The organism is Microbacterium sp. UBA1612 (genome assembly GCF_002321605.1).
In the GTDB taxonomy this organism is placed as follows: domain Bacteria; phylum Actinomycetota; class Actinomycetes; order Actinomycetales; family Microbacteriaceae; genus Microbacterium; species Microbacterium luteum.
Map to the genome: position 1 here is coordinate 116,718 of NZ_DCMW01000014.1, position 23,385 is coordinate 140,102.

Annotated in this window: 26 protein-coding genes; 16 read left to right on the forward strand and 10 right to left on the reverse strand. The window is 71.7% G+C overall.

Going from position 1 to position 23,385, the window contains the following annotated elements:
- Positions 1–59: 59 nt before the first annotated feature.
- Positions 60–653 (forward strand): TetR/AcrR family transcriptional regulator, encoded by a 594-nt coding sequence (locus B3S45_RS06015; protein ID WP_286718024.1) that lies wholly within the window; start codon positions 60–62, stop codon positions 651–653.
- Positions 654–758: 105 nt separating this feature from the next.
- Positions 759–2,147 carry a glycine--tRNA ligase gene (locus B3S45_RS06020; RefSeq protein ID WP_286718026.1) on the forward strand — a complete coding sequence of 463 codons (1,389 nt, stop codon included), beginning with the start codon at positions 759–761 and terminating at the stop codon, positions 2,145–2,147.
- 15 nt (positions 2,148–2,162) lie between these two features.
- Here B3S45_RS06020 and B3S45_RS06025 read toward each other — a convergent pair whose 3' ends face one another.
- Together B3S45_RS06025 and B3S45_RS06030 are read right to left on the reverse strand one after the other, a co-directional pair.
- Positions 2,163–2,585 carry a DUF1801 domain-containing protein gene (locus B3S45_RS06025; RefSeq protein WP_286718028.1) on the reverse strand — a complete coding sequence of 141 codons (423 nt, stop codon included), beginning with the start codon at positions 2,583–2,585 and terminating at the stop codon, positions 2,163–2,165.
- The gene (locus B3S45_RS06030) at positions 2,582–3,148 is read right to left on the reverse strand and encodes an HhH-GPD-type base excision DNA repair protein (protein WP_286718031.1); all 567 of its coding nucleotides are present in this window, start codon (positions 3,146–3,148) and stop codon (positions 2,582–2,584) included. Before B3S45_RS06030 ends, B3S45_RS06025 begins: the two co-directional genes overlap by 4 nt.
- Positions 3,149–3,157: 9 nt before the next feature.
- Between B3S45_RS06030 and B3S45_RS06035 the strand changes: the two genes are divergently transcribed.
- From B3S45_RS06035 to B3S45_RS06065, 7 genes are all read left to right on the forward strand, one after another.
- On the forward strand, positions 3,158–3,679 hold the full coding sequence (locus B3S45_RS06035; protein ID WP_143003748.1) for an XRE family transcriptional regulator: 522 nt from the start codon (positions 3,158–3,160) through the stop codon (positions 3,677–3,679).
- Positions 3,680–3,711: 32 nt separating this feature from the next.
- Positions 3,712–4,014 (forward strand): DUF86 domain-containing protein, encoded by a 303-nt coding sequence (locus B3S45_RS06040; RefSeq protein ID WP_286718034.1) that lies wholly within the window; start codon positions 3,712–3,714, stop codon positions 4,012–4,014.
- A 137-nt stretch (positions 4,015–4,151) separates the two neighbouring features.
- Positions 4,152–4,484, forward strand: a complete 333-nt coding sequence (locus B3S45_RS06045; RefSeq protein ID WP_071045198.1) for a hypothetical protein — start codon at positions 4,152–4,154, stop codon at positions 4,482–4,484.
- A gap of 11 nt (positions 4,485–4,495) precedes the next feature.
- On the forward strand, positions 4,496–4,807 hold the full coding sequence (locus B3S45_RS06050; RefSeq protein WP_071045283.1) for a pore-forming ESAT-6 family protein: 312 nt from the start codon (positions 4,496–4,498) through the stop codon (positions 4,805–4,807).
- 16 nt (positions 4,808–4,823) lie between these two features.
- On the forward strand, positions 4,824–5,168 hold the full coding sequence (locus B3S45_RS06055; RefSeq protein WP_071045199.1) for a DUF6507 family protein: 345 nt from the start codon (positions 4,824–4,826) through the stop codon (positions 5,166–5,168).
- Positions 5,168–7,378 (forward strand): ADP-ribosyltransferase, encoded by a 2,211-nt coding sequence (locus B3S45_RS06060; RefSeq protein WP_286718042.1) that lies wholly within the window; start codon positions 5,168–5,170, stop codon positions 7,376–7,378. The genes B3S45_RS06055 and B3S45_RS06060 overlap by 1 nt, the downstream gene beginning before the upstream one ends.
- The gene (locus B3S45_RS06065; RefSeq protein ID WP_194383940.1) at positions 7,375–8,196 is read left to right on the forward strand and encodes a hypothetical protein; all 822 of its coding nucleotides are present in this window, start codon (positions 7,375–7,377) and stop codon (positions 8,194–8,196) included. The genes B3S45_RS06060 and B3S45_RS06065 overlap by 4 nt, the downstream gene beginning before the upstream one ends.
- A 27-nt stretch (positions 8,197–8,223) precedes the next feature.
- Here B3S45_RS06065 and B3S45_RS06070 read toward each other — a convergent pair whose 3' ends face one another.
- From B3S45_RS06070 to B3S45_RS06100, 7 genes are read right to left on the reverse strand one after another with little or no spacing between them, the layout of a single operon-like run.
- Positions 8,224–8,604, reverse strand: coding sequence for a hypothetical protein (locus tag B3S45_RS06070; protein WP_194383939.1), 381 nt, complete (start codon positions 8,602–8,604; stop codon positions 8,224–8,226).
- Positions 8,594–12,616 carry a type VII secretion protein EccCa gene (gene eccCa / locus B3S45_RS06075; protein ID WP_286718046.1) on the reverse strand — a complete coding sequence of 1,341 codons (4,023 nt, stop codon included), beginning with the start codon at positions 12,614–12,616 and terminating at the stop codon, positions 8,594–8,596. The genes B3S45_RS06070 and eccCa overlap by 11 nt, the downstream gene beginning before the upstream one ends.
- Positions 12,613–13,389, reverse strand: a complete 777-nt coding sequence (locus B3S45_RS06080; protein ID WP_286718049.1) for a hypothetical protein — start codon at positions 13,387–13,389, stop codon at positions 12,613–12,615. Before B3S45_RS06080 ends, eccCa begins: the two co-directional genes overlap by 4 nt.
- Entirely contained in the window at positions 13,386–14,741 is a 1,356-nt protein-coding gene (locus B3S45_RS06085; RefSeq protein WP_194383936.1) for an EsaB/YukD family protein, read from the reverse strand. Before B3S45_RS06085 ends, B3S45_RS06080 begins: the two co-directional genes overlap by 4 nt.
- Complete coding sequence (locus B3S45_RS06090) at positions 14,738–15,004, reverse strand: hypothetical protein (protein WP_194383935.1); 267 nt, start codon at positions 15,002–15,004, stop codon at positions 14,738–14,740. Before B3S45_RS06090 ends, B3S45_RS06085 begins: the two co-directional genes overlap by 4 nt.
- Positions 14,988–16,091 (reverse strand): DUF6177 family protein, encoded by a 1,104-nt coding sequence (locus B3S45_RS06095; protein ID WP_286718052.1) that lies wholly within the window; start codon positions 16,089–16,091, stop codon positions 14,988–14,990. Before B3S45_RS06095 ends, B3S45_RS06090 begins: the two co-directional genes overlap by 17 nt.
- A complete protein-coding gene (locus tag B3S45_RS06100; protein ID WP_194383933.1) occupies positions 16,088–16,858 on the reverse strand; it encodes an FHA domain-containing protein in 771 nt (256 codons plus the stop codon). Before B3S45_RS06100 ends, B3S45_RS06095 begins: the two co-directional genes overlap by 4 nt.
- A 110-nt stretch (positions 16,859–16,968) precedes the next feature.
- Here B3S45_RS06100 and hemG point away from each other — a divergent pair, with 110 nt between their 5' ends.
- The 7 genes from hemG to B3S45_RS06135 all read left to right on the forward strand — a co-directional run bounded on the left by hemG (position 16,969) and on the right by B3S45_RS06135 (position 22,318).
- Positions 16,969–18,441, forward strand: coding sequence for a protoporphyrinogen oxidase (gene hemG / locus B3S45_RS06105; protein WP_286718054.1), 1,473 nt, complete (start codon positions 16,969–16,971; stop codon positions 18,439–18,441).
- A gap of 102 nt (positions 18,442–18,543) precedes the next feature.
- Positions 18,544–18,927 (forward strand): hypothetical protein, encoded by a 384-nt coding sequence (locus tag B3S45_RS06110; RefSeq protein WP_071045208.1) that lies wholly within the window; start codon positions 18,544–18,546, stop codon positions 18,925–18,927.
- 1 nt (position 18,928) lies between these two features.
- A complete protein-coding gene (locus B3S45_RS06115) occupies positions 18,929–19,330 on the forward strand; it encodes a phage holin family protein (RefSeq protein WP_071045209.1) in 402 nt (133 codons plus the stop codon).
- Positions 19,320–19,592, forward strand: coding sequence for a hypothetical protein (locus tag B3S45_RS06120; RefSeq protein ID WP_071045210.1), 273 nt, complete (start codon positions 19,320–19,322; stop codon positions 19,590–19,592). Before B3S45_RS06115 ends, B3S45_RS06120 begins: the two co-directional genes overlap by 11 nt.
- Positions 19,593–19,770: 178 nt before the next feature.
- A complete protein-coding gene (locus tag B3S45_RS06125; RefSeq protein ID WP_071045211.1) occupies positions 19,771–20,565 on the forward strand; it encodes a uroporphyrinogen-III synthase in 795 nt (264 codons plus the stop codon).
- Positions 20,566–20,567: 2 nt separating this feature from the next.
- The gene (cofD, locus tag B3S45_RS06130; RefSeq protein ID WP_286718058.1) at positions 20,568–21,575 is read left to right on the forward strand and encodes a 2-phospho-L-lactate transferase; all 1,008 of its coding nucleotides are present in this window, start codon (positions 20,568–20,570) and stop codon (positions 21,573–21,575) included.
- Entirely contained in the window at positions 21,575–22,318 is a 744-nt protein-coding gene (locus B3S45_RS06135) for a sulfite exporter TauE/SafE family protein (protein WP_194385603.1), read from the forward strand. Before cofD ends, B3S45_RS06135 begins: the two co-directional genes overlap by 1 nt.
- A 297-nt stretch (positions 22,319–22,615) precedes the next feature.
- Here B3S45_RS06135 and cofC read toward each other — a convergent pair whose 3' ends face one another.
- Entirely contained in the window at positions 22,616–23,323 is a 708-nt protein-coding gene (gene cofC / locus B3S45_RS06140; RefSeq protein WP_286718060.1) for a 2-phospho-L-lactate guanylyltransferase, read from the reverse strand.
- Between the last annotated feature and the right edge of the window lie 62 nt (positions 23,324–23,385).

Consider the following 23,385-nt stretch of genomic DNA (forward strand, 5'->3'; position numbering starts at 1 on the left):
GATGCGATCGGGAGCGACGACAGCGTACGATACGAACCGTCTCGTAACCTGAATCGAGGATGACCGTGACAGACCGACGAGGTGGTGCGCCCCGCAGTGAGGCGGCGCGGCTGGCGATCCTCCGCGCGACGGCGCGGCTGTTCCTGGAGAAGGGCTTCGGGCAGCTGAGCATCGAGGGCATCGCCGCCGAGGCGGGCGTCGGCAAGCAGACGATCTACCGGTGGTGGCCGACCAAGAGCGACCTGGTCGCCGAGGCGCTCATCGAGGGCATGCTCATGCCCGAGCAGGTGGTGCCCCGCTTCGACGGCACGCTGCGCGACGACCTCGCACGGTGGATGCGCACGGTGCTGGCGTTCGTCGACGACCCGGAGCACGACGAGATGCTGAAGTCGCTCGTCGCGGCCGGCACGATCAACCCCGCCATCGGCGAGCGGGTGCGCGACAACCTCGGCGCCGATGCCGACCTCGTGCGACGACTCGAGCAGGGGGTGTCCGACGGGGAGCTTCCCGCGGAGGCGCCCATCGCGTCGATCGTGGAGCTTCTCATCGGTGCGATCGTGCTGCGGATCGTCGCACGCTCCGACGCCGACGACGGCGAAGCCGAACGCCTCGTCGACATCGTGCTCGGCCGGTACGCGCCCGCCCGCGAGTGAGCGCGACGGTGCGGTCGGCATCCGCTCATTAGAATCGGGGGATGCCGGCGTCGCCGGTTCCGCGCGATCGGCGCACACACCCCCAGAACGACCATTGGAGCCACCGTGGCCGAGCAGTCCCGTCTCGACAAAGTCATCGCCCTCGCCCGTCATCGCGGGTTCGTGTTCCAAGCGGGTGAGATCTACGGCGGGTCGCGGTCGGCATGGGACTACGGTCCCCTCGGCACGGAGCTGAAGGAGAACATCCGCCGCCAGTGGTGGCAGACCTTCGTGCGCGGCCGCGGCGACATGGTGGGGCTGGACTCCTCGATCATCCTCCCCAAGCGCGTGTGGGAGGCATCCGGTCACGTGGCGACCTTCACCGACCCCCTGGTCGAGTGCCTGCAGTGCCACAAGCGCTTCCGCGCCGACAATCTCATCGAGGACTTCGAGGCACGCAAGGGGCGCCCCGCCGAGAACGGCCTCGCCGACGTGCCGTGCCCGAACTGCGGCACCAAGGGGCGCTACACCGAGCCCAAGGCGTTCTCCGGCCTGGTCAAGACCTACCTCGGGGTCGTCGACGACGAGTCGGGCCTGCACTTCCTGCGCCCCGAGACGGCGCAGGGCATCTTCGTGAACTTCTCCAACGTGCTCACCGCCAGCCGCAAGAAGCCGCCGTTCGGCATCGGCCAGGTCGGCAAGGCGTTCCGCAACGAGATCACGCCGGGCAACTTCATCTTCCGCACCCGCGAGTTCGAGCAGATGGAGATCGAGTTCTTCACCGCGCCCGACGAGGCCGGCGAGTGGTTCGACCACTGGGTCGAGGCCTGCTGGAACTGGTTCATCGACCTCGGCGTGAGCGCCGACAACATGCGCCGGTTCGACGTGCCCGAGGAGGATCGCGCGCACTACTCCGCCGGCACGATCGACGTCGAGTACCGCTTCGGCTTCCCCGGCAAGGAGTGGGGCGAGCTGATGGGTGTCGCCAACCGCACCGACTACGACCTGAAGAGCCACACCGAGGCGTCGGGGCAGAGCCTGACGTTCTTCGACCAGGCCTCGGGTGAGAAGTACATCCCGTATGTCATCGAGCCGTCGTTCGGCCTCACCCGCGCGATGATGGCGTTCCTCGTCGACGCCTACCGCGAGGAGGAGGCGCCGAACGCCAAGGGCGGCACCGACACCCGCACGGTGCTGGGACTCGACCCGCGCCTGGCGCCGGTGAAGGTCGCGGTGCTGCCGCTGTCGCGCAACGAGAAGCTGTCGCCGCTGGCCCGTGAGGTCGCCGACCGCGTGCGCGGCCACGGCTGGAACACCGACTTCGACGACGCCGGCGCGATCGGTCGCCGTTATCGTCGCCAGGACGAGATCGGCACGCCGCTGTGCGTGACGGTCGACTTCGACTCGCTCGACGACCGCGCCGTCACGGTGCGCGACCGCGACACGATGGCGCAGGAGCGCGTCGCGCTCGACCAGCTCGACGCCTACCTCGCCGAGCGCCTCCGCGGCGCCTGACCGGCGGGGTTCGCGTCAGTCGATGACGGTGATCTGCGCGTACTCGCCGCCGCCGCCCTCGGTGTAGGCGAGCGAGCGTTCCAGGATGCCGCGCAGCACGGCGTCATCGATCTGCTCGAGGTCTTTGATGTAGAGGCAGCCGACGCCGCTGGTGTGCGGGCCGAGATCGGCGAGGGCCTGCTCGTGAGCCTCGATCGAGTCGAGGTAGATCGTCGAGGCGGCCTTCCGCGGAGCGAAGGCCATGACGGGCATGTCGCCCTCGTTGCCGGTGGGGTAGCGGTAGTGGCAGCTGCCGAATCCGACGATCGTGCCCCACAGCTCGGGTTCGCGTCCGCTGATCTCGCGCATCATGTCGACGAGGGCGTGCGCGTCGCGCTGCCGCTTCGTCGGGGCGACCTCCGCGATGAACGCCGCCACGCTTCCGCCGGTCTTCTTCACGTCTTCGCCTCCGCCTTCATCGCGCGCTTGTACTCCCGCACCTTCGTCAGCGACTCGGGGGATGTGATGTCGGCGACGCTGCGATAGGAGCCCTCCTCGCCGTAGGATCCTGCGGCCTCACGCCAGCCGGCGCCGTCGTAGCCGTACTGCTTGCCGAGAAGGGCGAGGAAGATCTTCGCCTTCTGGTCGCCGAAGCCCGGGAGGGCCTTCAGGCGCTTCAGCACCGTCGCGCCGTCGGGGTCGTCCTGCGTCCACAGTGCTGCGGCGTCGCCTCCCCAGTCGTCGGCGATGGTGCGGCAGAGCGCCTGCACGCGTCCGGCCATCGACCCCGGGAAGCGGTGCACCGCGGGCGGCTGTGAGAAGGCCGCGGCGAAGTCGTCCGGATCCACGGCGGCCAGTGCCGCCGCGTCCGTCGTGCCGAGGCGCTGCTGGATCTTCAGCGGACCCGCGAAAGCGACTTCCATGGCCACCTGCTGATCGAGCAGCATCCCGATGAGGAGGGCGAGCGGGTCGTCGGAGAGCAGCCGGTCGGCGTCCGCGTCGTCGGTGATGCGAAGGTCCATGAACACAGTGTGACAGCGGCCTCGGGCGCCGGGCCAGATCGTCCGAGCTCCCTTCCGCACCATTCGATGGGGCGATATCATGGCGATATGGGTGAGGCATTGCGGGACCGGCGCGAGCGAGCGGGGCTCAGCCAGGCACAGCTCGCCACGCGCACCGGTGTGGCGCAACCCAATATCGCCGCCTACGAGTCCGGCCGCCGGAAGCCGTCGGCGGCCATGCTCGAACGTCTGCAGGCCGCCATGCGCCCCTTGCCCCATGAAGCGCTCGAGCAGAACCGCGAGAGAATCAAGGACCTCGCCGCGGACTACGGACTGAGCAACGTTCGCGTCTTCGGATCCGCCATCAACGGCACAGACACGACGGAAAGTGATCTCGATCTCCTCGTCACGCGGTCGTCCTCCGTCGGGCTGTTGGCGATCGCCGAGTTCACGATCGCCGCTGAAGAGATGCTCGGCGTTCCTGTCGATGTCGTCACTGACGGCGCGCTTCCCCTCGATCATCCGATCCTCCGGTCAGCCGTGGCGGCGTGAAGGAACGGGACCGGCGGGCGCTACGTGCGATTGTGCGATTGTGCGATGACGGCGCTCGACTCGCCGCGCGAGGCCGCGATTGGTACCGCTCGGACGATCTGAATACGCCGGGCCTCGCGGCCGAGTCGATCATCATCAAGATCGGTGAGAACGTTGCACGGTTGAGCGACGAGACGATCCTCGCGAACCCGCAGGTCCCCTGGTCGAGCATCAAGCGCATGCGCGATCGGCTGGCGCACCACTATGAGGCGACGGATTACGACGCGGTGTGGGCGACGATCAACGTCGACCTCCCTCGCGTCAACGCGGCAGTCAGGCCGCTCCTCGGTGACTGAACACAGTGTGACAGCGGCCGTCGCGGCGTGAGACTTCTTTCATCTGGTCTTCGGGCTCCGTATCGGCGGGTATTTTCGTATCGTTGTTTTCGGATGCGTCCGAGTTGGGTCGGACGGAACGAGAGGTCGGGGGCGACATGAAGTTCGCGATGGGAGCAGACACCCTCGGGGTGCTGACGAAGTCCACGTCGGGATCGAGTGACGATCTGCAGGTGCTGGTGCGCCAGCTCTTCGAGGCGGCAGAGCCGCTCGAGGGGCGATTCCAGGGAGCGGGCCGCGCGGCCTTCGACCGCTTCAAGTCGCGCACCGATGTGATCTCGGCCGAGCTGAAGGCATCCCTCGACGGTGTGCTCGGCGGCATCGGCGGCATGAACCGGTCCTTCCTCGAGGGGGAGGGCGCCATGATCGACAGCACGTCGAGCCTCGAAGGCGGCGCCTCGTTCGATGCCGCACGCTTCGGCGGACGGTGAGGGGCGGCATCATGGTGAATCAGAACGACCGCCGCGACTACGACATCGCGGCCTCGCAGAACGCGCAGGACAACTTCAACCGCGTCGCCGCGCAGCTCGAGGCGGTCATCGATCAGCACGACCGCGACGTGGCCGCCGCGATGGCCGACTACACCGCCGAGGGCGTGTCCGAGGACTACCGCGCCAAGGAGCAGCGGTGGAAGGCGGCCGCCGGCGAGGTGCGCACGATCATCACCACGCTGCGCACGTCGCTCGAGCGCAACGACGAGACGGCGCAGGAAGCGCTGCGCAAGGCGCGCGCGGCCGTCGAATCCATCGGCTGACCGGGTCGTCACGCACGTGACCACCTGGAGCATCGACCCGTCCGGCGTCGCCGGAGTCCTCACCGCCGTGAACCCGCACGCCGAAGCCCTCGGCGAGGCGTTGAACGCGCTCGGCGCGCCCCTCGGCGCCGCCGTCACGGCCACGCAGTCCGGCGCGATCGCCGAGGCCGTGCAGTCCTACTTCGACACCGTCGAGTCGCCCCGTATCCAGGGCATGAGCGCCCGCATCGGCGCCGCCACCAGCGGTGTCGTGTCAGCGACCGAGGCGTACGTCACCGGAGACCTCGCGATGGCCGCCGACGCGCAGGCAGCGAGCGTCGCCGCGATCACGCCCGCCTCCCTGCCGCTCGGGGCCGACTGATGCCGGCGGCGATCGACCCGGAACAGATCCCGGGCAGAGATCTGGATCCTGAGGCGATCGAGACCAACGCGGCGACGGTCACCTCGCTCGCGGGCACCGTGCGCGACACCGGCTCGCAGGTGCAGCTGTCGTGGCAGCGCATGGCAGGCGTCTACGAGGCCCCCGAGTCGGCGACCCTGCTCGGGCTGATGGATCCGGTCTCGAGCCAGGCGACCGCATCCGGCGACGGCATCGAGACGGTCGGCGGTGCGCTCACCGCGTTCGCCGCCGACGTGCGCCCGATCAAGGCGGAGTTGGATGCGCTGCGCCTGGAGGCGCAGACGTTCGTCGCCGAGATCTCCGGTGGCGTGAGCGTGCGCGAGCTGAACCCGGCCTGGGTGAGCACGCAGGGCTACCAGGGGTCGTGGAACGCGTACGGCGCGTACTCGTCGTCGTCGACGGGCGGCACCGCCACCGCGACGGAGGTCTCCCAGTACCGCACCGTCACGAAGGAGTGGCATGAGGTGCAGGAGTACGTCGACCGCAACAACGATCTGATCGCACGGGTCAATGCGCAGCAGGTGCTCCTGTGGGAGGCCGAGCGCACGTGCGCGAATGCGATCCGCGCGCTGTACTGTGCCGCGCCGCTGCGGGCGGCCACGAGCGAGGATGACGCTCTCGCCTACGGCATCGACGAGATCCCGGCCGGCACCGAGATGCCGTGGGGCGCCGAGGTGGAGCGCACCGAGGGGTGCGGCGAGGCGACCGTCAACGTCGTCTTCAAAGACTTCCTGTGGGAGGGCATCGCCGTCGGCGGCGTGTGGGGAACCGTCGAGGGCCTCGGCACGCTCGTGCTCGGCTACGACCCGTCGACGGGCGACTTCTTCTCCGGGGACGCCTACGGTGCGGCGTGGGGGAGTCTCGGTTCGCTCGCCCTGAGCGGGGTGATCGCGGCGACGCCGCCGCTGAACGTCCTGTTCGCGGTCGATGACGGGATGCGGCAGTTCGGCGGCGACGGATTCCTCCCGGACGAGGTCGCCGAGTTCAAGGACGGCCTGGATGAGACCGCGAAGAACACCGGCAAGGCGCTCATCGCATGGGACAAATGGGCGGATGACCCCGGCACGGCCCTCGGTGAGTCGGTCTTCAACGTCGGCACGATCCTCATTCCCGGCGGCGCCGCCGTCGCGGGTGTCAAGACCGCGGGCACAGCGGCGTCGGTGCTGTCGAAGATGGCGCGGTTCACCGATCTGATCGACCCGGGTGCATGGGCGGTGAACGGCGCGGTGCGCGTGGGCGGCCACGCCTTCTCCGGCGTCGGCGACCTCGCGGCGCGACTGGATTCACCGACCTTCAGCGGCCTCGACGTCGTCGACCTCGGCGACGATCTCGGCCAGCCGGCCGTGCTGCGCGCCGACACCGGCCAGACGGCGATGACCGCCCTCGTCGACGAGCTGGGCATCCACCCGGACGCGATCGTGGCGCGCGTCGACGACGGTGTGCCCGTGCTGGAGGCCCCCGGCGTACGGGTCGAGCTGCCCGAGGGTGCGTTCGGTGACGCGGCCCAGGCCGGTGATGACGTCGACCACCTGAGCGATACCGGCGATCCGGGCGCACCCGATCTCTCGGCGGACGAGCGCTATTCCCAAGCGATGGCAGTCGTCTCGGAGGGCGCGGTCACGTTCGCCGACGACGCAGCGGCGATCGAGTACGGACGAGCGGAATGGGCAGGAGTCGCCGACTCTCTGCCAGAGGATGTCGCGGATGCCGTCTACGATTACACGCGCGAAGTCCCCGGGGACTCCGGCATCACCTATCGCGAGATCAATGGCTCACTCCGTGGAGGGCCGATGAGCGAGGAGATCGCCCAACACGTGAGCAGGATTGATGAGGCGATGCGGGCGCATCCGCTGACCGAGGACGTCGTCGTGACCCGGGGGACGGGGACGGCGCACTGGTCGGTGCTTCCGCAGGATGCGGCGGGGACGACGTTCGATGAGAGCGCCTACCTCTCGACCTCGTTGGGGGACGCTGCAGATGCTTTCAGCGGGCAGGACGCGGTGCTTCATCTCCGTGTGCCAGAGGGCACGCCGGCTCTGTGGGTCGAAGCCGTTTCTGATTTCGGGGCGACTGAGCGGGAGCTCCTTCTCGGACGCGACCTCCGTTGGACGGCCGAAGACACGGTCTTCCGTGATGGACAATGGCATGTGTTCGGAAGCGTGGCGAAGTGATGGACGTCGACGACGTGCAGGGCCGGGCGGTCGCAGGTCCGCCCCGGTACAACGCCGCCCCGGCGGGGGCGGTGAAGGCTGCTGCTGTCGTTCGTGATGGGGCGACGGTCGGGTATCTCTACCTCGGGGTGGATGATGATGACTCCGCCGGCCTCGTCGCCACGCGTGCCGGAGACTTCCAGCCCGAGGGGTCGGGCTACTGGCTCACGAGGCTGCGCGACCTCAAGCAACGGGGAGTGCCCGCCTCTGCAGCCATCGAAGGGCTCCTCGGCGTCGAAGGGCCTGCACCCGCCGGAAGAGTCTCTCCCACCCTTGAGGAGTACCCCTCGAAGGCGGATCTGGAACGCTTCGTCAATCCGGAGAGCACGTCATCGTCACGCAGAGTGCGCTCGGCGTCACCTTCGCGTGACGAGATCGACGCCGCTCTCAGCGGGAAAGCGCCGATGACACCACCCATCCGCGATCGGGTCGCGCAGCTGGACGATGCTCTGGCGCGGAAGCCGACGCCGGAGGCGATCGTCGTGACGTTGACGGACAGGGGAGATGAGCGCTTCTCCCCGGGGCAGAGCATCCGCGAGTCGGGTTATCTCACGGCTCGGCTTCTGCCGGTGGACCGGACGGTCCCCGGGGTGCGATCGGTGGTCAGGTTGCGCGTGCCTCCAGGGATACCGGCTCTTTTCCAGCCGCCGCGTCAGCAGGGAGATTCGGGGATCCTTCTTCTCGCTCGGGGGATCGAGTGGCTCGTCGACGACGTGATTGATCTCCCGGGTCAGACAGCAGTCGTGGGACACGTGATCGAGGTGAGCCCGACGCGATGACGCGCGCGCCCGTCTGTTGTCCCAGCCTCAGAGCAGGGGATCGTGGTCGATGCGCGCGCCGAGCGATTCGGCGAGGGTGTCGAGCACGGCGATGCCGATGAGGCCGCCCGGCGTCCACGGGGTGTAGGCGTCGGTCCAGAACGCCGGCGTCGGCAGCGCGTCGAGCTTCCACCCTGGCCGCAGGCGTCGCGCCTCGGCGAGGCCGGCGAGCGGTCGGGGGCGCAGCACGGTGAGGACGAGGTCGCCGTCGGCGGAGACCGTCAGCGCCGCACCGGCATCGAGCGGCTGCAGCACGAAGTCCGGCGATTCCCCGGTGGCGCCGAGGCGGTCGCGCACGATGGCGACGGCGCGAGCGACGGCGTCCGCCCCGACCGGCTCCGGAGAGACGAGTGTCGAGCTACGAGGCATCCGGCTGCTCCCGTCGGCGGCGGCGCAGCGGCGGCGCATCGGTGGGTGGCGGTGTCTCGGTGGGAGACGGCTTCTGGGTCGGCGTCGGCGCGGGAGCGGCATCCGCCGGTGTCGGCGCGAAGTGCGCCACCTGCACGAGGGCGGCGTGGCGGCCGCGGCGCGCGATGCGCCCACGGCCGGCGATCATCGGCTCGGCGTAGAGCTTGGGCAGCAGCTGCCCCTCGGCCCGATCGCCCGACATGACGAGTGTCGTGCCGCCGGTGTCGCGGATGCCCTGCAGGGCGAGGTCGAACATCGCCCGCGACGCGCCCGCGACCGGGCGGCTGACGACGACGTTCAGGCGCAGGTCGCGCGCCGACGCCAGATACGGCAGCAACGGCCGCAGCGGCTCGACGCCGCCGGCGGCCAGCACGTCGAAGTCGTCGGCGACCACGAGGATGCGCGGTCCGGTGCCCGGCCCCTCGACCTGACGCTTCTCCAGCTCCTGCGCGATCGACTCCGCCAGCTGCCGGGCCATGCGCCCCGTCTTGGCATGCCCGCCGAGGTAGGCGTCGGGCACATCGTCGACGAGTTCCCCGCGGGTGTCCATGAGGGCGACGACGATCTCCTCCGGCGAGTGACGGTCGATCGCCCCGTGCACGATCCCGCGCAGCACCGTCGTCTTGCCGCAGCGACTGTCGCCGAGCACGAGCAGATGCGGATCGGTCGCGCCCAGCTCCAGCAGCTCCGGCTCCATCGTGTCCTGCCGCAGCCCGACCGGGATCGCGTCGGGTTCGGCGAAGGCGTCGGGCAGCTCGGCGGGGGCGAGATCGTCGGGCAGCAGGCGGATGGGCGCGGCCCCGGGCCCGCCCCACTCGGCCGCGCTGCGACGAGCGAGCGCCTCCAGCGCCTCGCCGACGTCGGCGGCGTCGACGTCGTCGAGCAGTGGCAGCGCCACCTGGGCGAGCAGCTTGTCGTCGGTGAGGATGCGACCGGGTTCGTCGGCGCGGAGGGTCGCGGAGAGCTTGCGCGCGATCTGCGAGTCGGCCGGGTCGTTCAGCCGCAGCTCGAGACGCGTGCCCACGAGGCTCTGCGCGTTCATCCGCAGCTCGTTGAATCGGGTCAGGGCGACGACCACGTGGATGCCGAAGCTTCCGCCGCGCTCCAGCAGCTGCGAGACGGCGCCGTCGAGGTCTTCGAAGTCGCCTCTCAGCGCGCCGAACCCGTCGATCAGCAGCACGACATCGGCCGAGGGGAGCTGCGGCAGGCGCCCGGCGGCATGGGCGGCGCGCATCTCCGCCAGCGAATCGAGGCCGTGATCGCGGAAGACGTGTTCGCGCACTGCGACCATCGCTGTGAGCTCCTCGACGAGCCGCTGGAGGCGTTCGCGGTGGCCGCGCGTGGCGATGCCGCCGACGTGCGGGAAGTGCTCCAGCCGTGACAGCCCCCCGCCGGTGAGGTCCATGCCGTAGATGCTCACCTCGCGGGGCGTGTGGGTGAGCGCGAGGGATGCCGCCAGCGTGCGCAGGAACGTCGATCGACCCGACTGCGGAGCGCCGGTGACCGCGACGTGCCCGCCGCTGCGCGAGAGATCGAGGTGCCAGGGCTCCTGGCGCTGTCGCGCGGGCTCGTCGATCACGCCGATCGGCGCCCGCAGGGTGCGATGCTCGTCGGCGCGGGAGAGCACGCTGCCGAGCGTGACCCGGGGCGGGAGCGGCGACAGCCACACCGGACGCGTGCGCTCGACGCCCTGCGCGAGCCGCGATGCGGCGACCTGCACGAGGGTGCGGCCCGTGGCGGGGCGATCCGGCTCGGTCGGCAGTTCGATCTCGGACTCTTCGGCGCCGGACGAGACGACGTCGTATGCGGGGAGCTCGCGGGCACGCGGAGCATCCACCACCTCCGGACCGTCGGAGGCGACCAGCTCCGGAACGGGACCCGAGACGAAGCCGGCGCGGAACCGCGTGTAGACCGAGGTGTCGACCTTGAGGTAGCCGTAACCGGGGATGGCCGGCAGATGGAACGCGTCGGGGGTGTCGAGCACGACCGCGCTCTCCGACTCCGAGAACGTACGCAGGCCGATTCGGTACGACAGGTAGGTGTCGAGGCCCCGCAGCCGGCCCCCCTCGATGCGCTGACTCGACAGCAGCAGGTGCACGCCGATCGAGCGGCCGATGCGTCCGATCGTCAGCAGGAGCTCGACGAAGTCGGGCTCGGCGGTCAGGAGCTCGCCGAACTCGTCGATGACCAGGAACAGGTGCGGCAACGGCGGCAGGTCGGGGCGAGCCTCACGCAGCTGCCGGTAGTGCCCGATGGATGCGGCGTTGTCGGCCTCTTTGAGCAGGCGCTGGCGACGCACGACTTCGCCGTTGATGCTCGCGCGAGCGCGTTCGGTCAGCTGCGGGTCGTCGGCGAGGTTGTCGATGATGCCGGCCACGTGCGGGAGCCGGGCGAACGGGGCGAACGCGGCACCGCCCTTGTAGTCCACGAGGATCATCGACAGGTCGTCGGGGGAGTGGCTGAGAGCGAGTCCGAGGACGAGGGTGCGCAGCAGTTCGCTCTTGCCCGACCCGGTCGCGCCGATGCAGATGCCGTGTGGGCCCATGCCCAGCTGCGCGGACTCCTTGAGGTCGAGCATCACCGGCACGCCGCGGTCGTCGACCCCGATCGGCACGCGCAGGAAGTCAGCCGCCGACCTCGGCGTCCAGGCGGTGGTCGGCTCGAGCTGCTCGACGTCGCCGACGCCGAGCAGCTCGGTGACGTCGGGCACGTCGCCCGACTGCGCGTCGACCGCGCTCGTACGGGTCAGCCGCAGCGGGGCGAGCGGGCGGGCCACCGCCTCCAGCAGGGCCGTGCCGACCGCATCCACCGTCACGCCGCCGATCGTTTCGGTCCCTGCGCCGGGCGACTCGATCGTGGCGTCGTCGGCGTGTGCGGTGAGCCGGATCGAGACGGTGGCCGGCTCCTTCAGGCGATCGTCGACGAGATGCACGACGGTCACGCCGATGTCGGTGTAGTCCAGGGTCGCGTCGAGCCGGGGAAGGGTCGGCGCGGCGTCGGTGTCGGCATCCACGAACACGATGAGTCGCGCCGGCTTGCGGCGGCGCCCGGCACGTCGGGCGGCGGATGCGGTCGCGAGGCGGTCGCGCAGGTCGCCGCCGATGATCTGGAACAGGTCGGGCAGGCTCGGCGCGATGCGACGCACGCCGCCGGCCGCGGAATCGGCGGCAGCCGCCTGCACGTGCGGCAGCAGATCGAGTCCGCGCCACTGGCCGCGACGCTCGGCCGGCACGACGAGGGCCAGCTGCACGTCGTCGGGGGAGTGCAGCGCGGCGATCTGCGCGACGAGGGCGCGCGCGGCCGCGACGGTCAGGTCGCGATCCCCGACGAGCGAGACCTGGCCGCCGCGCTCCAGATCGATCACCGACGGCAGGGACGGAACGATCCCCGACAGGCGCACGAGCCTGTCGGCCGCGCCCTTCATGATCGGGTCGAACGGCTGCACCGGGTTCTGCTCGTCGGGCAGCCGCACCGGAAGCGCCCGCACGTCGGCCAGCCCCACCCGCACGCGCAGGAAGTCGGCGTCTCCCGGGCGACGTTCCCACCGCCGCGCGGCGTTTCCGGTCAGCTCGATGAGCGCCTGAGGGTCCGGATGCTGCCGCCACATCGCCGTGCGGTGCTCGGCGGCACGCTCGGCCAGCCGGGCACGCGTGGTCTCGAGGTAGTCCAGGTACCGCTCTCGCTGCACCCGCCGCTGCCGAGCGGCGTTGCCCCGCGCGGTGAAGGCCATCGTGACGCCGCCGACGAGGGCGACCACGAGGATGACCGCGCCCACGACCACCATGATCGGGTTGTTGCGCAGCAGCACGATCATGGTGATCGACGACAGGCTGCCCGCGATGGGAAGAAGCGACTGGATCGGGAACCCGCCCGCCGCTTCGGACATCGGCGGCGGTGGGGCCAGCACCAGCTCATCGGGGGCCTCGACCGGCTCGGTGATGCGGGCCGGACGGTGCACGATGCGGGTCGTCACGAGCGGTCTCCGGCCATCAGGTCGGCGCCGAGACCGAGCAGGGCGACGCGGGTGGCGAAACGCCGCGGTGCGGCGTCGCGGGTGAGATCGCCGTCGTGCGGGATGACGCTCACCGACGTCTCCTTCCGGGCGGCCACGATGCGTCCCGCTGTGCCGGTGCCGCCGCGGTCGACGAGCGCGACGACGACCCGCGGGCTCTCCGGCAGGGCCGACAGCCCCGGGCCGAGCGACACGGCGCCCTCCGCCGACGCGCGGTCGGCGTCGGCGACCAGCAGGACGGTGTCGCCGAGCGCCGCGCAGGGTGCCAGGTCGGTGGCGGGATGCCGCCGGCCGAAGTCCGTGACGACGACGTCGAAGAAGCGCGAGATCGGAGCGGCTTCGTCGAGCCACGCACCGACCGGGTCGGTGGCAGCGGCCGCGGGGGCGAGGCCGCGCGCACCCTCGAGCACGCGGGCGAGGTGCGCGGTCGCCTCGGCGCTCGTGCGGGGCGGTGCCGTGCGTGCGCGGTCGGGGTGGAGCCGCCAGTGCGCGGCCAGTGCGCCGTCCTCTGCGGCGTCGACGGCGAGCACGCGATCGCCGCGCGCCGCGGCGACGATCCGCACCAGGTGACGGGTGAGGGTGGTCGCGCCGGCCCCCGCTCCGAGCGAGATGACGCCGATCCGTCGGGCCGTCGACAGCGGCGTGGAGATCTCGCGCTGCCACTGCGGCAGCAGGGGGCGCCATCGTGCGGCACCGCCGAACAGCGCGGCCGGCAGCGGCGACAGGCGCGTCACGATCCGCCCCCGAACATGCCGAGCAGCTCCGCGTAGACGCCGAACACCCCGAACAGCAGCGGGAGGAGGGCGACCACGGCGAGCATCTCGAGGGCGTTGCCGAGTCCGCGGAGCCGAGCGCGGGTGTTCTCCCGCGGGGAGACCAGGGCGAGGACGGCGATCCCGGCGGCGGCGAGCAGGCACACGGCCACTCCCCACGCGCCGACGGGACCGCCGAGCAGGGCGAGCACCGCCGTCGCGCCGCCCAGCACGAGCGGCGACCAGAGCACCGCTGATGAGATCCGCAGCGGGAACGCCCGCGAGCGGAGCGCACCGGCGAGCGCGATCGCGAGGGCGAGCAGCGGACTCCACACCGGCGCGCCCAGGACGAGGGCCACGGTCGCGATCGTCGCGAACGCGCTCGTTATGGCCGTGCTCCACGTGAGCACGCTGTATGCGTCGTCGATGCGGTCTCGCGCCGTCGCGCGGTCGAGGCGCTCGCCCTCGGCGACGCGCTGATCGAGGCCCGTGAGGCCCGCGCTGCCCAGGGCGACCCACGGGAGCACGCCGGTGGCGAAGACCGCGACGACCCCGACCACCCCGACCGCTGCGGAGGTGCCGACACCCGCCACGAGCAGGGCGAGCACCAGAAGCGAGAGAAGGATCGCCATCACGCCGGCGGCGCCCGCGCCCACCCGCCGCAGACCGCCGCCGATCGCCACGGCGAGCACGGTGCCGAGCAGGGCGAGGCCCACCCCCGCTCCCGCGACCGCGGATGCGACCGGATCGACGTCACCCGAGACCTGCGCCGCGACGACGCCGGCGACGACGCCCGCGGGGAGGGCGCATCCGGCAGCCGCCGCCGCGACGAGCACGGCGGCGGACCGCATCCGCAGCAGTCCGAGCACCAGGGCGGCGGCGGTGACCACGACCGTGCCGCCGGCGAGCACGACCAGCGCGACCGTCGGTGAGGCGAACGGCGCGACGAGACCGGCGGTCGCGGTCGCGATCGCGGCGGCGACGCCGGCGAGTGCGAGGCGCGAGCGCTCGTCCCACCGGTCCGAGCGCCGCGCGTGCGCGTCGGTGGCGGCGTCGGTGAGATCGATGACGGCCGGAGGAGGCGGCGCGGCGTCGAGCCGCACGAGGGTCAGCGACGTGCCGTCGAGCAGGTCGAGCTCCTCGCTCGTGCGCGCGAGGTCGAGCTGCTCGCCGTCGGGGCGCACGAGCACGGCCGGGTGGGTGACGGTGCCGGTCGGCTCACCGAGCAGATCGAGGATGGTCGGCAGCACGACCCCGAGCGGCTCCGCCCGCGGCACGACGAGATCCGCACGGCGGGTGCGCCCGGCGACCGTGATGCGCGTGAACCCGGTCATCGGATCTCTCCTTCTGCGGTGGTCGAGGTGATGTCGGAATCGACGATCGACGCGGCATCGGCGCTGAGCAGCTGCGACACGTAGGACACCCCCACGCACGCGGCGCACGCGATCGCCGTGACGACGATCGACGCGATGAAGCGGCGCACGTTGTCGTTGACGGTGCGCCGTTCGTCGAGCGCGCCGTGGAGCAGGGCCGACCCCAGCCGCATCCGCTGGATCTTCGCCTGCTCGATGAGCACGACGTCACGCTGATCGGGCATCGTCTCCTCCTTCGGGGTCGGCTTCGCGCAGCGCCTGCGCGATCGCGGGATCGAGCTGAAGCAGCCGGGTCAGCGCGTCGGGCTCCGCGCCGCCGAGCACGCGGGCCAGGGTGTCCCAGCCGCCGCCTCGCGTGTCGCCGAGGCGAAACAGCAGCCCGGGCAGGCGCGGGCTCCCGACGCGTTCGCCGCCGGCATCGCGCACGACTGCGTCGGGCAGTCGGAGAGCGGCGACGGCGGGCGGCCCCAGCAGCAGAGCGAGCGGCTGCGGCGTCGCGGGGGCGCTGGCGCGGCGCGCGAGGTCGGGTGCCCCGATCGCCGCCATCGCCAGGGCGATCAGGGGCATGCCGTGACCGGCGGTCGCCCGCAGCGCGGCGGTCGCGTCGTCGGCGAGCGAACCGGCGCTGCGCGCGCCGGCGGAGCCTGCATCCACCCACGCCCGCGTGGTCTCCTCGAGACCCTCTCGGGTGCGCGCGATGCGGAGCGTCGCCAGCAGTGCCGTCTCGTCGGCGCGCCGGCCCGCCAGCGCCCACAGCGACTCGTCGGGCATGCGACGCCGTGTGCGCTCGGTCATGTCGTCGCGGCTCCATCGGGCTGCGAGCGGTTCGGTCGCGCCCCACGTCGCGAGGTCGATTCCGAGCGCGCCGGCGATGCCCTCCACGGCGCCGCCGAGACGCACGGGACGACTCACCCGGTGCCGCGTCGCGCCGGTGAACACGAGCTGCAGGTGCGATCGCACCGGACTCGCGAGGAAGCGCTCGTGAGCCGGACCGGGGGCGGAGCCCGTGAAGACGTCGCGGGGGGTCGCGAGCGGACGACCCGTGCGGGCGTCGAAGAAGGCTTCCTCGGTGCGCACCACCCAGGCTCCGCCCGTCGCCTCGAGCGCCGATGCCGCCGCCGGGGTCAGGCGGGTGTGGGCCGGCGTCACGACGAGCGTGCGCACCCCTTCGAGCGTCGCCCGGTGGAGCACGTCGCTGAGGCCGGTCCCGAGCGCGAGCACATCGCCGCGGTGCTCCCACGTGATGCACCCCGGCGAGACGGCGTCGACGAGGGGATGCGCCGCCCGCTCGCCCGTCGCATCGCCCGTCACGTCGGCAGACCGACGGTCAGGTCGCGGTCGCCGAGCTCCAGGCGTGCATCGGGTGGTAGCGGCGTGCGGTGGAACGGCACGAGCGGCACGCTGAGCTCGCCCCGCCGAACCGCGGTTCCGTTGAGCGAGCCGAGGTCGACCGCCCACACCTGCTCGCCGTCCCACTCCAGCCGCACGTGCGACTTCGACAGCGTGCGAGAGAGGTCGGGCCATTCGTAGGTGGCCGCGGGCGCGTCGGCGGGCGCCTCCGGATCGCGTCCGATGATCAGCGAGTCCGCGAGGGACAGCGTCTGGCCAGAGTCCAGGCGCACGGTGGCCGGTCGCACGAAGCGGCTGGGGCGGCGTGCGCGGTCGTTCACCTCGGGAAAGGCATACGGGGCGAACAGCGGCGACAGCGGGTCGCGGCCGCGGGAGAGATCCGTCGTGCGCAGGCGACGCCCGACCGCGGCGCCGATCAGGTCGCGCCCGGCCGGGGCGGCCGTCCGCACATCCACCGAGCGGGTGGATGCCACCGCGTGGCCGAGGCTCGATCCCCGCCGCGCGAGGAGCGCCACCCACACGACCAGCGCCGCTGCGGCCAGGAGCACGGCTGCGGCCGCAGCGCCGGGCGCGCCGATCACGGCGAGCACCACGCCGACGATCGCCGGGGCGACGACGGTGCTCGCGTCGACGGTCGTGCTCAGCGCCCGCTGCGATGACCGCGCCGGGACCGTGCCGACGAAGAGGTCCGTCGCGCGATCCCGTGCGGGGAGTTCCTGCAGATCCATCCGCCCCCTCCGGCGTGAAACCCTCCCATCCTAGGAGCGTGGCGCATCCGAAGCGGGGCTTGTCCACAGGTCGACATGCGAACCGGATCCGGGCGGGGGAGGATGGGGGAGTGACCCAGGAGTTCGACGAGCTGGTTTCCCACGCCCATGACACGCGCGTCGTGGTGGTCGGCGGCGGTATCGCGGGCCTCGTGGCCGCCCTCGAGTGCGCGAAGGTCGGGATGCGGGTGACGGTCCTCGACGCGGCCGACCGGCCGGGGGGAGCGATCCGCACCGCCGAGGTCGCCGGCATCCGGCTCGACACCGGTGCCGAGAGTTACGCCACTCGCGGCGGGGCGGTGCACGCCCTCATCGATGAGCTCGGCCTCGCAGACCGGATCACGACACCCGACGCCGCCGGCGCGTGGCTCGTCGGGATCCCCGGCGTCGGTGCTGCTCCCCTGCCGAAAGGCGGTGTGCTCGGCATCCCGGCCAACCCGTGGGCGCCCGACGTGCGCCGCATCATCGGCTGGACCGGCGCCTGGCGCGCCTACCTCGACCGGCTGCGCCCGCCCCTGACGATCGGCCACGAGCACAGCCTCGGGCGCCTCGTGCGCACGCGCCTGGGGGCCAAGGTGCTCGATCGGCTCGTCTCGCCCGTCACCACGGGCGTGTACTCCGCGCGCCCCGACGACATCGACGCCGACGTGGCGGCACCGGGCCTCAACAACGCCCTCACCCGCACCGGGTCTCTCACGGGGGCCGTGGCCCAGATGCGGAGCGGGTCGGGGAGCCGGCCCGGAAGTGCGGTCGAAGGCCTCGCGGGCGGCATGTCGACGCTCGTCGACGCGCTCGTCGCGCGACTTCAAGAGCTGGATGCGACCGTCACTACGAGCGCGCAGGTCACCGCGGTCGCACGCGAAGGCGGAACGTGGCGCGTCGCTGTGGCGCGCGAGGAGGCAGACGTCGAGGCCGACCTGCTGATCATGGCCGCGCCCGAGGACACCGCTCGGCGGCTGCTTGCCGCTACCGTGCCCGGACTCGCGCGCGAACTCGGCCCCGCGCCGGTCGTCGAGGTGGTCACGATGGTCCTCGACGCGCCGGCGCTTCATGCTGCACCGCGCGGCACCGGTGTGCTGACCGTGCCGGGCGCGTTCCGCGCCAAGGCGCTCACGCACTCCACGGCCAAGTGGTCGTGGGTGGCCGACGCCGCCGACGGGCGACACGTCGTGCGCGTCTCCTTCGGCGCGCAGGGCGAGCCTCCGGCGACGGAGGGGCTCGACGACACGGCCGCCGCCGCTCTCGCGCTGGCCGAGGCCTCGGCGATGCTCGGCGTCGAGCTGGAGCCCCGTGCTCTCCTCGGGGCCGTCCGCGAGCGCTACACCCAGTCCCAGCCCGGCGCCGCGCTCGGTCGTGCCGCCGAGGTCGCCGAGATGCGACGCACCGTCACCGCGACGCCCGGTCTCGCTGTCGTCGGGGCGTGGCTCGCCGGAGCCGGGCTCGCGCAGGTGGTGCCCGATGCTCGGCGCGAGACCGATCGCATCCGCCGCGCAGCCCTCTTCGGGAACGCCACCGAAACCGTCGAGGGTGACGCCACGGCGTAACGGAATCCGGCTCACCCGCCGATGTCAACCCAGGATGCCGACGCGGGCATACATCGCTACCCTGGAGTCGACCAGCATCTCCACCGATCGTGAGGAGACCCCATGAGGGGCAAGGTAGGACTCGTCATCGGACTGGCCGCGGGCTACGTCCTCGGCACACGCGCCGGCCGTGAGCGGTACGAGCAGATCAAGACCCAGGCCGACAAGCTGTGGAGCGCCGCGCCGGTGCAGAGCCAGGTCGACAAGGTGAAGGACTTCGCCAAGTCGAGCGCCGCGGCACTGCCCAGCACCGTGTGGGATACCGCGGTGAAGGTCACCAAGGCCGCCACCACCAAGGGCACCCCCGGGCAGCGTCTCGACGCAGCGCTGAAGACCGGCGAGAAGGCCGAGGGAGACCTCCAGAAGGCCGCGAAGGAGTCGGCGGAGGCCGTGAAGGACGCCGTCGACGACGGCGAGGTCACGGTCGAACCTCGCGGCGGGGCCTGAGATGTCGACGCCCCGTGGTTTCCGCGACCGCGCGGACGACAGTCTGCTGACCCTCCTCGGCGAGATCCCGGAACTCGTCCGGGCGCTCGTCATCGCCGAGGTCGACGCCGCCAAGGCGTGGCTCGCCCGCACGGCGAAGGACGGCGGCTGGGGGGCGCTGTGGATGGTCGCCGCGCTCTTCGTGCTGTTCTGGTCGGTTCCGGCCCTGGGTGCCTGGGCCATCGCCGGCCTGTCGTCGTGGTGGCCGGTGTGGCTGTCCGCACTCGTGGTGTTCTTCGCGATGGTGCTGATCGCGGTCGTGCTCGCCCTGTTGGGCGTGATGCGGTTCCGCCGGCTCGTGAAGCGCCAGAACCCCGTCCAGTCCATCGCCCAGGATGTGAAGGAAGTCCGCGATGAGCTCTAACGCTCCGCTGCCCCGCACGGCCGTGCCCCTCGGCATCACCGATCCGGTCGAGAGTGCCCGCGCCGAGTTGAAAGCCGCTCTGCTCGCGATCGAAGAGAAGGCGAACGTACCGCGTCGGGTGGCCGTTGCCACGGATCGCACGATCACCGATGCCCGGGCGTTCAGCCAGCGCAATCCCGCGGCCGCGGTCGCGATCGTCGTCGCCGGAGCCGCCGCGATCGGCGTCGGCGTGTGGGGCCTCGTTCGCCTCTACACCCGCTGATTCATCTCGGCGGTCCCGAGCACCGTTCCCGGCTTTCATCCAGCGGGGTATGCTCAGGACTGGCAGTGCAATGGTGCGATTGCTGCCGACGGTGCGAGCCCGAGACCCGGATTCGTTCCGCCCGTCGGTTGCTCGAACGCCCGGGCGGCCGACTCGTGCATCGACGAGAGCCTCCCGAATGAATCACACTTCACCGCAGCCCAAGCCCCTCACCGGATGGCGGCTGCTCGTGCCCCGCGGGGGACCGTGGGGCGACGGCGTCGCCGCGACGATCCGCCGCAGCGGCGGAACCCCGGTCATCGCGCCGCTCATCAACTTCGCGCCCTCGACCGATCAGGCGACGCTCGAGCAGTCGCTCGCCGACCTCGCCGACGGCGCCTTCGACTGGCTGACGGTCACGAGTGCCACCACGGTCGACGTGCTCTACGCCTACCACGCCAAGATCCCGGCCTCGACGAAGGTCGCCGCGGTCGGCGAGACGACGGCGGCCGCGCTCACCGCGGTCGGCTACAAGGTCGACCTCGTGCCGGAGCGCGACAACTCCGCTGCGGGCATGGCCGAGCAGATGATCGCCGCCGAACCTGAGCCGCGGCAGGTGCTCACCCTGCGCAGCGAGATCGCCAAGCCGGTGCTCACCCGCATGCTCGTGGAGGCCGGTCACCACGTGCGCAGCGTCGTCGCCTACCGGACCGTGGGCGTGCCCGCCTCCGACAAGGTCATCGGAGACGTGCGCACGGGCCGCATCAACGCGATCCTTGTCACCAGCGGGTCGGTTGCCGACCAGGTTCGCGAGCAGTTCGCGGTGATCCCGGAGACGACGATTATCGCGGCCATCGGGCCACGGACCGCGAAAGACGCCAAGCGCGCCGGTCTCCTCGTCGACGTGATCGCCGAGATGCAGTCGGTCGATTCCCTTCTCGCTGCCGTGTCCCGGTTCCCCCTTCCGCAACCGGCTGACGAATACGCCCCCTGAGCGTGGGGGTTCGGGGCGGCGGCACGCCGCGCATCGTAGTGCTCGCCGGCGGCGTCGGCGGGTCCAGGTTCGTCCTGGGCGCGCGGGAGGCGCTCCGGCGACGCGGCGTCGCCGCATCCGCCGATCACCTCACCGTGGTCGTCAACACCGGTGACGACCTGTGGCTGTCGGGTGTGCGCCTGCAACCCGACGTCGACTCGATCACGTACGCGCTCGCCGGGGTCAACGACACCCAGCGCGGCTGGGGTCGTCAGGACGACTCCGAACGCGTGAACGCCGAGCTGCAGGCGTGGGGCGCCGGGTGGCCGTGGTTCACCCTGGGCGACCTGGACCTCGGCACCCACCTCGCGCGCACGGGATGGCTGCGCGACGGGGCGACGCCGACCCGAGTGCTGGAGCTGATGGCGGCCCGGTGGGATCTCGGCGCGCGCCTGCTGCCGATGACCGACGCCGAGGTCGACACGATCGTGACCGTCGACGAACCGGAGACGGGGCCGCGGCCGATGCACTTCCAGGAGTGGTGGACCCGGCACCGGGCCAGCCTGCGCCCGCTCGCCTTCGACAATCCCGGCATCGAAGCGGCTGCGCCGGCGCCCGGTGTCGCCGACGCGATCGCCGCCGCCGACGTCGTGCTCGTCGCCCCGTCGAACCCGGTCGTGTCGATCGGACCGATCCTGGCCGTTCCCGGCATCCGTTCGGCCCTGCGCCACACCGACGCACCGGTCGTCGGGGTCTCGCCGATCATCGGCGGCCGGGTCGTGCGCGGCATGGCCGACGTGTGTCTGACCGCGATCGGCGTGGAGACCTCGGCCGTCGGCGTCGCCGGACTGTACGGTGCGCGCAGCGGCGACGGCGTGCTGGATTCCTGGCTCGTCGCACAGGAGGACGCTGCCGCCGTCGACGCCGTCCGCGCGCTCGGACTCGACGCGCACGCCCGGCCGCTGTGGATGACCGACCCCGCGCGGTCGGCTGACATTGTCGACGCCGCGCTCGCCCTGGCCGGCGTGTGATCGTTCCCGACCTCGCCGTGTGGGCGTGGCTGCTGCTCGGCCTGTCGGCGTTCGTCGTCGGGGTGTCCAAGACGGCGATCCCCGGGGTGAACACGCTGTCGGTGGCGGTGTTCGCCGCCGTTCTGCCGGCTCGGGAATCGACCGGAACGCTGCTCGTCCTCCTCATCGTCGCCGACCTGTTCGCGATCGTGTCCTACCGGCGTGATGCGAACTGGAGGGCGCTGGTGCGGCTCGCGCCCGCCGTGCTGGTCGGTCTCGTGCTGGGTGCCGTCTTCCTCGCGGTGGCGAACGACGAGTGGGTCAGCCGGGTGATCGGTGTGATCCTGCTCGCCGTGGTCGCCTTCACTCTGCTGCGTCGCCGTTTTGCGCCCGTCGTCGCCGGCGCCGGCCCGCACCCGGTCGCCGCGGCCGGTTACGGCACGCTCGGCGGCTTCACGACGATGGTGGCCAACGCGGCGGGACCGGTGATGTCGATGTACTTCCTCGCGTCGCGTTTCGCCGTGAAGGAGTTCCTCGGCACTGCGGCGTGGTTCTTCTTCCTCGTGAACATCGCCAAGCTGCCCTTCTCCATCGGCCTCGGGATCATCACACCTGCGGGCCTGGTGCTCGACGCCATCCTCGTTCCGCTCGTCGTGGTCGGCGCTCTTCTCGGGCGCTGGTGGGCGAACCGCCTCGATCAGCGCCTCTTCGAGCGTCTGGTCATCGTCTTCACCATCGTCGGCGCCGTCTACCTCCTGTTCTGACCCGCCTCCTGTTCCAACCCGCGCCGGCCGGAGCGTGCGGCCCGCGGCTGTCTCCGTCGCCCCAGGCCCGCTCCGTCACCCGGCCCGTCTCCATCACCCCGCCCGTCTCCGTCACCCCGTCTCCGTCACCCCACGTGCCCCAATTCAGGCTGTGGAGGTGTGCAAGAGCCCGGGAAGGTTGCCTGCGGCGCGCTGAGCCTGAGTTACGGCACGCGGGGGCGGGGTGACAGACGTGACGGACGGACCGGGCCGGCGTGGCGGACGGACCGGCGTCGGCGTGCCGGCGGTGTGCGGCAGCTACAGCAGCGCGGCGGTGCGCGGGCCGACGCCGAGGGTCGCGGCGGTTTCCAGCTGCTCCGGCGTGTCCACGTCTCGACGGACGGTCGAACCGCGTGGGATGTCGAGCGCCACGCACCCCATCTCGAGGTGACGCGCGAAGGATCCGTCGCCGAAGGCCGACGTCCATTCCACCCCTGCGGTGGCGGTCACCAGCGTCGAGCCGGTGCCCTCGGCGTCGGCGACGACGGAGCGCGGATGCGCGGTGGCGGCGTCGAGCGCCGCGGCGAGGTCGTCGGGGCGGAGTGCCGGAAGGTCGCCGAGAAGCGCGGCGCGATGTGCGACCGTTCCCGCTGCCGCCATGCCGAGCGCGATCGCCGCATCGAGGCCGCGAGCCTCCTCCTCGGCGACGAACCGAAGTCCGGGGATGTCGGCCGCGGCCAGCGGCAGCCCCGCGTCGTCGGTCACGACGAACACCTGCGCGACCATCGGGCACGAGGCCGCCGCGGCGATGGTGTCCAGGGCGATCGCACGCGCCAGACCCTCACGCGACGCCCCGGACGCGAGCCGCGACTTCCCTCGTCGCGCGGGCTTCACCGGAATGACGACGCGCCACCGCTGAACCGCCGGGTCGTCCCCTCTCGCCGGCTCGTCCTCGCCCGCCGGACCGTGTCCGCGCGCTGGGTCATCTCCGACGCCGTGCACCAACTCAGGCTGTGCGGGGGTCATTCCGCCTCATCCGGGCCAACGGGGTGCCTCCAGCCTGAGTTCGTGCACGTGCACGTGCACGT

What these genes read in the sequence shown, in the direction of transcription:
- B3S45_RS06110 (WP_071045208.1), top strand. Translation starts at nt 18,544, where the DNA reads ATGAGGGGCAAGGTAGGACTCGTCATCGGACTGGCCGCGGGCTACGTC.
- B3S45_RS06085 (WP_194383936.1), bottom strand. Translation starts at nt 14,741, where the DNA reads ATGACCGGGTTCACGCGCATCACGGTCGCCGGGCGCACCCGCCGTGCG.
- B3S45_RS06100 (WP_194383933.1), bottom strand. Translation starts at nt 16,858, where the DNA reads ATGGATCTGCAGGAACTCCCCGCACGGGATCGCGCGACGGACCTCTTC.
- cofC (WP_286718060.1), bottom strand. Translation starts at nt 23,323, where the DNA reads ATGACCCCCGCACAGCCTGAGTTGGTGCACGGCGTCGGAGATGACCCA.
- B3S45_RS06125 (WP_071045211.1), top strand. Translation starts at nt 19,771, where the DNA reads ATGAATCACACTTCACCGCAGCCCAAGCCCCTCACCGGATGGCGGCTG.
- B3S45_RS06115 (WP_071045209.1), top strand. Translation starts at nt 18,929, where the DNA reads ATGTCGACGCCCCGTGGTTTCCGCGACCGCGCGGACGACAGTCTGCTG.
- B3S45_RS06060 (WP_286718042.1), top strand. Translation starts at nt 5,168, where the DNA reads ATGCCGGCGGCGATCGACCCGGAACAGATCCCGGGCAGAGATCTGGAT.
- B3S45_RS06030 (WP_286718031.1), bottom strand. Translation starts at nt 3,148, where the DNA reads ATGGACCTTCGCATCACCGACGACGCGGACGCCGACCGGCTGCTCTCC.
- B3S45_RS06120 (WP_071045210.1), top strand. Translation starts at nt 19,320, where the DNA reads ATGAGCTCTAACGCTCCGCTGCCCCGCACGGCCGTGCCCCTCGGCATC.
- B3S45_RS06045 (WP_071045198.1), top strand. Translation starts at nt 4,152, where the DNA reads ATGAAGTTCGCGATGGGAGCAGACACCCTCGGGGTGCTGACGAAGTCC.
- B3S45_RS06050 (WP_071045283.1), top strand. Translation starts at nt 4,496, where the DNA reads ATGGTGAATCAGAACGACCGCCGCGACTACGACATCGCGGCCTCGCAG.
- B3S45_RS06070 (WP_194383939.1), bottom strand. Translation starts at nt 8,604, where the DNA reads ATGCCTCGTAGCTCGACACTCGTCTCTCCGGAGCCGGTCGGGGCGGAC.
- B3S45_RS06015 (WP_286718024.1), top strand. Translation starts at nt 60, where the DNA reads ATGACCGTGACAGACCGACGAGGTGGTGCGCCCCGCAGTGAGGCGGCG.
- B3S45_RS06090 (WP_194383935.1), bottom strand. Translation starts at nt 15,004, where the DNA reads ATGCCCGATCAGCGTGACGTCGTGCTCATCGAGCAGGCGAAGATCCAG.